The sequence below is a fragment of the Limnohabitans sp. Rim8 genome (genome assembly GCF_945901735.1).
Taxonomy (GTDB): Bacteria; Pseudomonadota; Gammaproteobacteria; order Burkholderiales; family Burkholderiaceae_C; genus Limnohabitans_A.
In genome coordinates, this window is record NZ_CAMDLM010000032.1 from 1 (window position 1) to 10392 (window position 10392).

The 10392-nt window shown below is 60.7% G+C and carries 10 protein-coding genes; 3 read left to right on the forward strand and 7 right to left on the reverse strand.

Translation table 11 applies throughout. The features are described 5' to 3' along the window. Positions 1 to 1527 (forward strand): long-chain-fatty-acid--CoA ligase (locus Q0O99_RS14185; protein ID WP_293752630.1); only part of this gene is annotated, 1527 nt, incomplete at its 5' end. On the opposite strand, the gene Q0O99_RS14190 is transcribed toward Q0O99_RS14185, so the two are convergent. Continuing rightward, a complete protein-coding gene (locus Q0O99_RS14190) occupies positions 1528 to 2148 on the reverse strand; it encodes a glutathione S-transferase family protein (RefSeq protein WP_293752631.1) in 621 nt (206 codons plus the stop codon). It abuts the gene before it with no gap. Between the two features lie 303 nt (positions 2149 to 2451). On the opposite strand from Q0O99_RS14190, the gene Q0O99_RS14195 reads away from it, so the two are divergent. Next, the gene (locus Q0O99_RS14195; RefSeq protein WP_293752632.1) at positions 2452 to 3501 is read left to right on the forward strand and encodes a serine hydrolase; all 1050 of its coding nucleotides are present in this window, start codon (positions 2452 to 2454) and stop codon (positions 3499 to 3501) included. Between the two features lie 15 nt (positions 3502 to 3516). On the opposite strand, the gene Q0O99_RS14200 is transcribed toward Q0O99_RS14195, so the two are convergent. From Q0O99_RS14200 to pyrF, 3 genes are all read right to left on the reverse strand, one after another. Further along, positions 3517 to 3930: a VOC family protein gene (locus tag Q0O99_RS14200; RefSeq protein WP_293752633.1), complete on the reverse strand. Its 414-nt coding sequence runs from the start codon at positions 3928 to 3930 to the stop codon at positions 3517 to 3519. Positions 3931 to 4133: 203 nt separating this feature from the next. Then, positions 4134 to 4898, reverse strand: a complete 765-nt coding sequence (locus Q0O99_RS14205) for an enoyl-CoA hydratase/isomerase family protein (RefSeq protein WP_293752634.1) — start codon at positions 4896 to 4898, stop codon at positions 4134 to 4136. 11 nt (positions 4899 to 4909) lie between these two features. Further along, positions 4910 to 5752, reverse strand: coding sequence for an orotidine-5'-phosphate decarboxylase (gene pyrF / locus Q0O99_RS14210; RefSeq protein WP_293752635.1), 843 nt, complete (start codon positions 5750 to 5752; stop codon positions 4910 to 4912). 100 nt (positions 5753 to 5852) lie between these two features. On the opposite strand from pyrF, the gene Q0O99_RS14215 reads away from it, so the two are divergent. Beyond that, on the forward strand, positions 5853 to 6740 hold the full coding sequence (locus Q0O99_RS14215) for a DMT family transporter (protein ID WP_293752636.1): 888 nt from the start codon (positions 5853 to 5855) through the stop codon (positions 6738 to 6740). Positions 6741 to 6801: 61 nt separating this feature from the next. On the opposite strand, the gene lpxC is transcribed toward Q0O99_RS14215, so the two are convergent. From lpxC to ftsA, 3 genes are all read right to left on the reverse strand, one after another. After that, positions 6802 to 7725: a UDP-3-O-acyl-N-acetylglucosamine deacetylase gene (gene lpxC / locus Q0O99_RS14220; RefSeq protein WP_293752637.1), complete on the reverse strand. Its 924-nt coding sequence runs from the start codon at positions 7723 to 7725 to the stop codon at positions 6802 to 6804. 75 nt (positions 7726 to 7800) lie between these two features. After that, complete coding sequence (gene ftsZ, locus Q0O99_RS14225) at positions 7801 to 9015, reverse strand: cell division protein FtsZ (protein ID WP_293752638.1); 1215 nt, start codon at positions 9013 to 9015, stop codon at positions 7801 to 7803. Positions 9016 to 9150: 135 nt separating this feature from the next. Further along, positions 9151 to 10380: a cell division protein FtsA gene (gene ftsA, locus Q0O99_RS14230; RefSeq protein WP_293752639.1), complete on the reverse strand. Its 1230-nt coding sequence runs from the start codon at positions 10378 to 10380 to the stop codon at positions 9151 to 9153. Positions 10381 to 10392 lie beyond the last annotated feature (12 nt).

Here is a 10392-nt window from a genome sequence, read left to right on the forward strand (position 1 = left end):
TCGCGTGAGACGCACGGCCCGCTGCACCGCACCACTTATGCCGAGACCGCCAAACGCTCGCGCCAGCTGGCCAACGCGCTGGCTCAGATGGGCCTCAAAGCCGGCAGCGCGGTCGGCTCGATCGCCTGGAACAACCACCGCCACCTGGAGGCCTATTACGCCGTCTCGGGCAGCGGCATGGTCATGCACACCTGCAACCCACGGCTGCACCCGCAGCAGCTGATCTATGTGATCAACCACGCCGAAGACGCAGTGGTGTTGTTTGACGCCACCTTTGCGCCGCTGGTCAAAGGCATTGCCGCGCATTGCCCCAAAGTGCGCGCCTGGGTGTGCTTGGCCGACGCAGCCAACACGCCCGCCATCGACGGTGTGAGCGTGATGAATTACGAAGGTCTGATCACCGGCCAAAGCAACACCTTTGACTGGCCCGAGCTGGACGACCAAACCGGCGCTGCGCTGTGCTACACGTCGGGCACCACCGGCAACCCCAAGGGTGTGCTGTACACGCACCGCGCCATCGTGCTGGACGCCACCACCGCCTGCCTGCCCGATGTGCTGGGTTTTTCCACGCAAGAGACTGTTCTGCCGGTGGTGCCCATGTTCCACATCAATGCCTGGTGCATCCCCTATGCCGCGCTGGTGGCGGGCACGAAACTGGTTTTGCCTGGCCCCAAACTGGATGGCGCCAGTTTGTATGAGCTGATGGACACCGAGCAGGTCACCATCAGCGCGGGCGTGCCCACCATCTGGATGGGCCTGATCCAGCATGTGGAAAATAACAACTTGCGCTTTGCCCACATGAAGCGCACCTGCGTGGGCGGCTCGGCCATGCCGATGGCGCTGATCGCCAAGTTCATGGACCACTACGGCGTGGAAGTGCGCCACGGCTGGGGCATGACCGAGACCACCGCTGTGGCCACCATGAGCAACCTGAGCCGCGCTGACAGACTGCGCCCCGCCGCTGAGCAACATGCCATCGTGGCCAAGCAAGGCAAAACTGTCTCGGGTATCGAGATCAAAATCGTCGATGAAAACGGCGCGACCTTGCCTCGCGACGGCACCTCTCAAGGCGAGCTGATGGTGCGCGGCCAGTGGATCGTCGAGCGCTACTTCAAGGCCGAGAAAACCGCGCTGGTGGAAGGCTGGTTCCCCACCGGTGACATCGCCACCATCGATGCGCAGGGCACCATGCAAATCCGTGACCGCACCAAAGACGTGATCAAGACCGGTGGCGAATGGATCAGCTCGATCGACCTGGAAAACGCGGCCGTGGGCCACCCGGCTGTGGCCATGGCCGCCGTCATTGGCGTCAAGCACCCCAAGTGGGACGAGCGCCCGCTGCTGTTCATCGTGCGCAAGCCGGGCCAAGCCGTGGAGAAGCAAGAGATCCTCGACTTTTTGGCCACCCAAGTGGCCAAGTGGTGGGTGCCCGACGATGTGGTCTTCCTCGAATCCCTGCCCGTGGGCGGCACCGGCAAGGTGCAGAAAAACGACCTGCGCAAGGACTACGGCGGCGTGTTCAGCTGATCACACTTTGGCGCTGGGCCGCTCGTTCATGCGGTCGCGCCAGGCTTGCAAGGCGTGCATGTCCTCGTCGCCGGGCACAAACTTCATCAGGCCCCGCGCAAACTCCAGCGCGCAAAACGCGGTGATGTCGGCAATGGTGAAACGCTCGCCCGCGATGAAGGGTTGGCTTTGCAGGCGCTGGTCAAAGCCCCGCGCCACCGCCCGCACCTTCTCGGCCTGAGAGCGGCCAAACTCGGGGAACTGCGGTTTCTCTAAAGCCGCCAAGCCCGGGTGGCTGTGGCGGATCGCGTTGGCAATGCCGCCCAGCAAATACAGCTCCACCTGCCGGTCGGCCATCTCAATGAAGCCGCGCTCGTCGCCGTCTACGCCCATCAGGTTGGGCTCGGGAAAGCGGCCTTCCAGCAAGGTGCAAATCGCCCGCGTCTCGGTGATCACGCGGCCGTCGTCCAGCTCCAGCGCGGGCACTTTGGCCAGTGGGCTTTTGGCCAGGTATTCGGGCGTGCGGTGCTCGCCGCCGTTCAGGTCCATGTTCACCATCTCGATGCCAGTGATGTTTTTCTCGACCAAAAACATCAACACCCGGCGGGGGCTGGGGGCGCGGTGGGCGGTGTAAAGCTTCATGGTTCTTCCTTTATTGGGCAGCGGCATGGCTTTGCATCACAGCCATTTTGAACAGACTAGCACTCACCCGTTTTTGGGCATGCCACACAGATGACAGCCCGTTTCAGAATTCAAGAGAAGACACCCGTGCGACACCCAGTCACGGGCCGGACAGAGCCAGGTCGCCGCTACCTGTCCAATCCTGACCAGACACACGGCTCAACGCTTTAAGAAAACACAATCTACAAAGCGCAGCAGACGGCAAAAGCAGCGCTGCTCTGAAGGCAGCCCAGACAATACCCCTCCATTGATGCGAACATCCAAATGACCCCCTCGCTTGAATCGACCCTTGAATTCATCCAATCGTGCGAAACGCCCTGGTCGCGTAACACCTCACCGCCTTGGGGCATCCATGATGTGGACCCACCGCCCTACAACCGCTTGTATGGCCCGGTCCATGGGCGAGGGCCTGTGTCGGGTGTTTTGTTTCACCAACACCAGTTGTTGGCCCAATGGGGCGAACCGCACAAGGCGGACCTGACTTTCAGTGTGGCCAAAACATACCTGGCCTTGCTGGCCGGTCTGGCGTTTGACCAAGGGCTGCTCAAAGACGTGCACACCCCCGTGGTTGAGCAATGCCCCGGCATTGGCTTTGAGGGCGATCGGCTCTCGCGCATCACCTGGCACCATTTGCTGCAACAAACCAGCGAATGGGAAGGCACCTGCCTGGGCATTCCCGAACAAGTCGACCGTTACCGCTGGCTGCCTTACCAAACCGGGCAAGCGGACGGCACCAAAGGCGATGCCAGACCGCTGGGCGAGCCGGGCTCGCGGTTTGAGTACAACGACGTGCGCATCAACCAACTGTCCTTGGCCTTGCTGCACTTGTTCAAGCGCCCGCTGCCCGACGTGTTTGAAGAATTTTTCCGGCAACCTCTGGGGTGTTCGGACGCGTTTCAATGGGTGGGCTACGAGCAAGGCTGGACCGAGGTCACCGGCCAACGCATGATGTCGGTGCCCGGGGGCAGCCACTGGGGTGGCGGCGTGTCCATCTCGGCCATGGACCAAGCGCTGATTGGCCTGATGCTGATGGGGCAAGGCCAGTTCAAGGGCCAACAAATTTTGTCCAAGTCATGGCTGCACATGATGCAGCAGCCCTGCGACATCGCGCCCTATTACGGCTACCTGATTTGGCTCAACAAAGACGGCGCGTTGTTCAAAGATGCACCGCGCACTTCGTGGTTTGCCATTGGCGCGGGTTCGTCCATCACCTGGGTCGATCCCGAGCTGCAATTGGTGTGCATCATGCGGTGGATTGACGCTACAAGAACAAACGACTGCATCGCCCGGGTGATGCAGTCGTTGAAACCCTGAAAAAGGCGCTGAGGTCTACTTGGCGAAAAGGCTCTCGGGATTGGCAAACGCCTTGAACTCCACCGCATTGCCGCAGGGGTCCAAAAAGAACATGGTGGCCTGCTCGCCCACTTGACCCTTGAAGCGGATGTGTGGCTCAACGACAAATGAAGTACCCGCTTTTTTGAGCCTGTCGGCCATGGCCTCCCACTGGCCCATCTCCATCACCAAACCAAAGTGCCGCACCGGCACGTTGTCGCCATCCACCGCACTGGTGTTGTGGTGACCGGCCTCTGAGGGGCTCAGGTGCGCCACGATTTGGTGGCCGTAAAAGTTGAAGTCGATCCAGTGCTCACTGGAGCGGCCTTCTGAACACCCCAAAAGATCACCATAAAACGCTCTGGCCTTTGCCAAAGAGGTGACCGGAAAAGCCAAGTGGAATGGTTGCATGGTGGGGTCTGCCTGAAATCAAAAAAACCAATTTTGCACCAAACGCCATTTGGCATGCGAGCATTGGCTTGACAGCAGGTGTTAAGAGACTGGGCGCAAAGGCCTTGTCCGCTTGGAGTGGAAGCTGCACAACGGATGGTCAACTGATTGGCCATCCAAAAGCTAAGTCCCATCTCAGCCTGCAAGTGGGTGGCTTGTAGGCTTCAACGCAAAGCCTGACCCCGCGCTGCGCGTGACTCGGGGCTGGATGCGGCCAGGGCGATCTGGTCGTGTGCCATGTACGAGGTGGCGTGGTTCAGGGCTGTGGCGGCTGCGTTGACCGACTCTTTGCTCATGCGCATCGTGGCGGCAGGTTGGGCCAGGGTTTGCGCGGCCAAGGCTTGTGCACGGACCATGGCTTGGCCTTTGTCGCTGACGTAGTCAACCAGCCCCAGGCTCAGCGCTTCGGGCGCAGCCACGCGTTCGCACAAGATGGTCAAACGTTTGGCTTTGGCGGGGCCCAGCAGGTTGACCAAGCGGGGGATGGTGCCCCAGGTCAAAGGGATGCCCAAGGCGATTTCGGGCAAGGACACAAAGGCGTCTTGCGCCAGCACACGCCAGTCGCAGGCCAAGGACAGCGCCAGCCCACCGCCCACCGCATAACCCTCAATGGCAGCAATGGTGATCTGCGGCATTTCTTCCCAAGCCTTGCACATCCGAAACCCCGTGCCTGTCATGTCGCGCCGCTGCACCGTGGACAAGCTGTCGTCGGCCCAGGCTTGCGCGTCGTTCAAATCAGCACCCGCCGAAAAACACCGCGCATCGCCCGTGAGGATGACCACGTCGATGTCCGTGCGTTCGCTCAGGGCGCGCGCCACTGCGGTGATCTCGCGCATCAGGGCGCGAGACAGGGCATGCCGAACTTGGGGCCGGTTCAAATGAACTTCAACCAAGCGGCCTTGCTCTTTGAGGACCAAATGTTCGTACATGCGGGTCTCCTTTATTGGGGCTTGGCCGCTTGCAACTGGTCGCGCGTTTGCAGTGCCACGCGACGCGCTGCGGCTTCAAAGTCATCACCGCTCGATGCGTACAACACGGCACGCGATGAATTGACAATCACAGTCCCCGTGCTCACACCGCCTTGCCCGCGCCAGCCGGCCTGCACCGTGGCTGCGGCATCGCCGCCTTGCGCGCCCACGCCCGGAATCAGCAAGGGCAGGGTGGGCGCAATGGCGCGCACACGCTCGATCTCGGCCGGGTAGGTGGCCCCCACCACCAGGCCGAGTTGGCCGTTCAGGTTCCAGGGGCCTTGGGCCAAGCGCGCCACATGTTCGTAGAGCAAGGGCTGGCCTTCGACCGAGGCCAGGCGTTGGTTTTGCAAATCGTCACCGCCGGGGTTGGAGGTGCGGCACAGCAAGAAAGCGCCTTTGCCTTCGTACTTGAGGTAGGGGGCCACCGAGTCCCAGCCCATGAAGGGTGAGAGGGTCACGGCGTCGGCGCCATAGCGCTCAAAAGCTTCTTTGGCGTATTGCTCGGCCGTGCTGCCAATGTCGCCGCGCTTGGCATCCAGAATGATCGGCACATGCGGGGCCACGCGGCGAATGTGCTCCATCAGCCGTTCGAGCTGGCCTTCGGCGCGGTGCGCGGCAAAGTAGGCAATTTGGGGTTTGAAGCTGCTGACCAAGTCGGCTGTGGCGTCCACGATGGCGGCGCAAAAGTCGTAGATCTTGTTGGCATCGCCTTTGTAGCGGTCCGGAAATTTGGTGGGTTCGGGGTCCAGGCCCACGCAAAGCATGGAGCCGTTTTGGCGCTCAGCGGCGCTCAGCATGTCAAAAAAGTTCATGCAGAGGATTTTAAGGGGCGCTGCGTGGCAGCCTTCATGACTTGTTTTGTAAGAGCTTTTGTGACAGCGGGTCGGCTCGCCTCCATCTAAGATGCGTCAGATGCACAAACTCTCTTCCACGCAATGGACCATTTTGGTCTTGCTGACCTTGGTCTGGGGCATCAATTGGCCCATCATGAAAATGGGCGTCACGGATTTTCCGCCGCTGACATTTCGCGCGCTGTGCCTATGGCTGGGCACACCCGTGCTGGGCTTGGCGCTCTTGGCCATGAAGGTGCCGTTTCGCATTCCGCGTGCGCATTGGCGCGAGTTGCTGGTCCTGTCGGTGTTCAACATGTTCATCTGGCACGCGTTGATCATCATTGCAGTGCAGTCGCTGTCCAGCGGCCGGGCGGCCATTTTGGGTTACACCATGCCCATCTTTTCTGCCATTCTGGGGGCATGGGTTTTTGGCAATCAGTTGTCCAAACGCTCCTGGGCCGGGGTGGCTGCGGCCAGTGTGGGCGTTTTGCTGCTGCTGTGGCACGAATTGTCTAATCTGAGCGGGCGTCCAGTAGGGGTCTTGTTGGCGCTGGCGGCGGCGGGCACCTGGGCTTTTGGCACGCAGTTGCTGCGCCGCACCACCATGCCGGTGCCCACTTTGGCAATTTCGTTCTGGATGACGCTGTTAACGGCGTTGGTCATGGCCGTGCTGGGCTTGCTGTTCGAAACAGACCGTTGGGTCAGCCCCTCACCGAGCAACTGGTTTGCGATCGTTTTCAATGCGGTGCTGGTTTTCGGCTTTTCGCATGCCGCCTGGTTTTACCTTGCGCGCAGCTTGCCACCCGTGGCATCGACCTTGAGCGTGATGCTGATCCCGGTGCTGGGGGTGTTCAGTGGGGCCATTGGACTCAATGAAATCTTGCACTGGCAAGACTGGGCGGCTGTGGCGCTGATGATGACCTCGATTGCATTTGTCTTGTGGCCCGCCAAGCCTGTGCAGGCTTGATTCCAATCCGGCAAACGCTGGGTTTCATCGCCCAAGCCTGCGGTCAAGCCCCACCCGCCACTCACCAAGCCGGTTGCAGGGCTGCAAAACCTTTGGGGGCCTGGCTGGCTGTGTCAAATGTCACGATCTCGTAGGCGTCAGGCTGGGCCAGCAAGGCGCGCAACAGCTGGTTGTTCATGGCGTGACCCGAGCGGAAGGCGCTGTAGGCGGCCAACAGGGGTTTGCCCACGATGTACAGGTCGCCCATGGCGTCCAGGATTTTGTGCTTGACGAACTCGTCGTCGTAGCGCAGGCCGTCGGCGTTGAGCACCTTGTAGTCGTCCATGACGATGGCGTTGTCCAGACCGCCGCCCAAGGCCAGGCCATTGGCGCGCATCATTTCCACGTCTTTGGTGAAACCAAAGGTGCGGGCCCGGGCGATGTCACGCGAGTACACGCCCTCGGACATGTCAAACACCACCTGCTGACCGGTCGAATCGACAGCGGGGTGGCGAAAGTCGATCTCAAAGCTGAGTTTGTAGCCGTGGTAGGGCTCCAATTTAGCCCACTTGATGTTGTTGCCCACGCCTTCACTGACTTGCACGGTTTTGAGCACACGCAAAAACCGCTTGGGCGCGTTTTGCTCGACGATGCCCGCGCTTTGCAACAAAAACACAAACGACGATGCTGAGCCATCCAGAATGGGCACTTCTTCGGCGGTAATGTCCACATACAGGTTGTCGATGCCCAGACCGGCGCAAGCCGACATGAGGTGCTCGACGGTGAAGACCTTGGCCTGCCCGACCGAAATGGTCGAGGCCAGTCGGGTGTCGGTCACCGACTCGGCGCGCACCGGAATGTCTACAGGCTCGGGCAAATCCACCCGACGAAACACGATACCGGTGTCGGGTGCTGCGGGGCGCAGCGTCAATTCGACCCGCTGGCCGCTGTGCAAACCCACGCCAACGGCACGGGTCAGGGTTTTGAGGGTGCGTTGAGCGAGCATGCAAGCATTTTAAAGGGCACCAGACCAGTGGGTGCTGGTCTGGCCTTTGTTCACATCGTCCGCAAAGCGAACGGCTCAGTCTGCTTGCTTGCGCAAGAAGGCCGGGATCTCGATGTCGTCCATGCCTGCGGCCGACATGCCGTCCACACGCGTCGCGGCATGGGTGCGGTTGTTACGCCAGTAAGCTGGAATGTTCACACCATTGGTCGCCGCTGGCGATGCTGTTTTGAGCGTTGGGGCCACCGCTTCTTTCCCGCCCATCATGAAGGGGGCGTTGTCGGTGCCGGTGCGCAGCACTTGCAAAGGAGGCGACGTGCGGCGAACACCGGCCTTGGTCAGGCCTGTGGCCACCACAGTCACGCGGATCTGGTCGCCCAGGCTCTCGTCGTAAGCAGTGCCATAAATGACGTGCGCATCTTCCGAGGCGCAATCGCGGATGGTGTTCATGGCTTGCTTGGACTCGGACAATTTCAAGGAGCCCTTGGCGGCACTGATCAGCACCAGCACGCCGCGTGCGCCCTTGAGATCCACGCCTTCGAGTAGCGGGCAAGCCACGGCTTGTTCGGCCGCAATGCGCGCGCGGTCCGGGCCGCTGGCAGCGGATGTGCCCATCATGGCTTTGCCAGGCTCACCCATCACGGTGCGCACGTCTTCAAAGTCGACGTTCACATGGCCAGGCACGTTGATGATTTCAGCAATGCCGCCTACGGCGTTTTTCAGCACGTCGTTGGCGTGCGCGAACGCCTCGTCTTGCGTCATGTCTTCACCCCCAGGCAATTCCAGCAGCTTTTCGTTGAGGACCACGATCAACGAGTCCACGCTGGCTTCGAGTTCCTTCATGCCTTCGTCGGCATTGTCCATGCGGCGCTTGCCTTCAAAGTCGAAAGGCTTGGTGACCACGCCCACGGTGAGGATGCCCATGTCTTTGGCAATGCGGGCAATCACAGGCGCTGCGCCTGTGCCAGTGCCGCCGCCCATGCCAGCGGTGATGAACAACATGTGCGCCCCTTCGATGGCCGCACGGATGTCGGCCTCGGCGACTTCAGCGGCTTCACGGCCTTTGTCGGGCCTGCTGCCAGCGCCCAGTCCTGTTTGGCCCAGTTGCACAAAGCGGTGCGCCGCGCTGCGGGCCAAGGCCTGTGCGTCGGTGTTGGCACAGATGAACTCCACGCCTTGCACTTGGTGCTCGATCATGTGCTCCACGGCATTGCCGCCGCCGCCGCCCACCCCGATCACTTTGATCTGAGTGCCTTGGTTGAATTCTTCTGTCTGGATCATTTCGATGGTCATGTTTCTTCTCCTAAAAGGTTTGCAGTTGCCTGAAAGTTTTCTGAATTTCTTGTTTCGTTTCAAAGTGCTGTCAACATCGCAGCGGCCTTGACAAAGGCGGGCTGCTTCTGGCCTGAAAAATTTGGCTCCAGTTCATCAGAAGTTCCCCACAATGAAGTCTTTGAATCGGCCAAAAGCGTTGTTCACCGAACTCTTCTTTTGGGTCACTTTGTAGCCGCGCAGGCGGGCCAAGCGGGCTTCTTCCAGCAGCCCCATCACGGTCGCTGCTCGCGGCTGGCTGACCATGTCGGCCAACCCCCCTGAATACTTGGGCAAGCCCCGGCGCACCGGTTTGAGGAAGATGTCCTCGCCCAATTCGATCATGCCCGGCATTACTGCGCTGCCGCCTGTGAGCACGATGCCCGAGGACAGCACCTCTTCATAACCCGACTCGCGGATGACCTGGTGCACCAGAGAGAAAATTTCTTCGATGCGCGGCTCGATCACGCCGGCCAGGGCCTGGCGACTGAGCATGCGCGGCCCCCGGTCACCCAGACCCGGCACTTCCACCTGCGCATCCGGATCGGCCAGCAGCTGTTTGGCGTTGCCACTTTCGACTTTGATGTCTTCAGCATCTTTGGTGGGCGTGCGCAAGGCCATGGCAATGTCGCTGGTGATCAGGTCACCGGCAATCGGGATGACGGCGGTGTGGCGAATCGAGCCGTTGGCAAATATGGCTACATCGGTGGTGCCTGCGCCGATGTCCACACACACCACACCCAGTTCACGTTCGTCTTCAGACAACACGGCCAGGCTCGACGATTGGGGATTGAGCAGCAGCTGGTCTACTTCAAGCCCGCAGCGGCGCACGCACTTGATGATGTTTTCTGCCGCGCTTTGAGCCCCCGTGACAATGTGCACCTTGGCCTCCAAGCGCATGCCGCTCATGCCGATGGGCTCCTTGACTTCCTGGCTGTCGATCACGAATTCCTGCGGGGCCACCAGCAGCAGCCGCTGGTCGCTGGAGATGTTGATGGCACGCGCCGTTTCCATCACCCGGGCCAGATCGGCTTGGGTGACTTCTTTGTCCTTGATGGCCACCATGCCACTGGAGTTGATGCCCCGAATGTGACTGCCCGTGATGCCCACGTTCACTCGGGTGATCTTGCAGTCGGCCATCAGCTCAGCCTCTTTGAGCGCCTGCTGGATGCTTTGCACCGTGGCGTCGATGTTGACCACCACGCCACGCTTGAGCCCATTGCCAGGCGCAATGCCCAGCCCGGCAATCTTGAGCTGACCGTCGGCCATCACCTCGGCCACCACGGCCATGACCTTGGACGTTCCGATGTCCAGGCCCACCACCAAATCTTTGTACTCTTTTGCCATGTTTACCACCGT

Coding starts and splice junctions, on each gene's coding strand:
- Q0O99_RS14190 (WP_293752631.1), bottom strand. CDS start 2,148: ATGAAGCTTTACACCGCCCACCGCGCCCCCAGCCCCCGCCGGGTGTTG.
- Q0O99_RS14195 (WP_293752632.1), top strand. CDS start 2,452: ATGACCCCCTCGCTTGAATCGACCCTTGAATTCATCCAATCGTGCGAA.
- Q0O99_RS14200 (WP_293752633.1), bottom strand. CDS start 3,930: ATGCAACCATTCCACTTGGCTTTTCCGGTCACCTCTTTGGCAAAGGCC.
- Q0O99_RS14205 (WP_293752634.1), bottom strand. CDS start 4,898: ATGTACGAACATTTGGTCCTCAAAGAGCAAGGCCGCTTGGTTGAAGTT.
- pyrF (WP_293752635.1), bottom strand. CDS start 5,752: ATGAACTTTTTTGACATGCTGAGCGCCGCTGAGCGCCAAAACGGCTCC.
- Q0O99_RS14215 (WP_293752636.1), top strand. CDS start 5,853: ATGCACAAACTCTCTTCCACGCAATGGACCATTTTGGTCTTGCTGACC.
- lpxC (WP_293752637.1), bottom strand. CDS start 7,725: ATGCTCGCTCAACGCACCCTCAAAACCCTGACCCGTGCCGTTGGCGTG.
- ftsZ (WP_293752638.1), bottom strand. CDS start 9,015: ATGACCATCGAAATGATCCAGACAGAAGAATTCAACCAAGGCACTCAG.
- ftsA (WP_293752639.1), bottom strand. CDS start 10,380: ATGGCAAAAGAGTACAAAGATTTGGTGGTGGGCCTGGACATCGGAACG.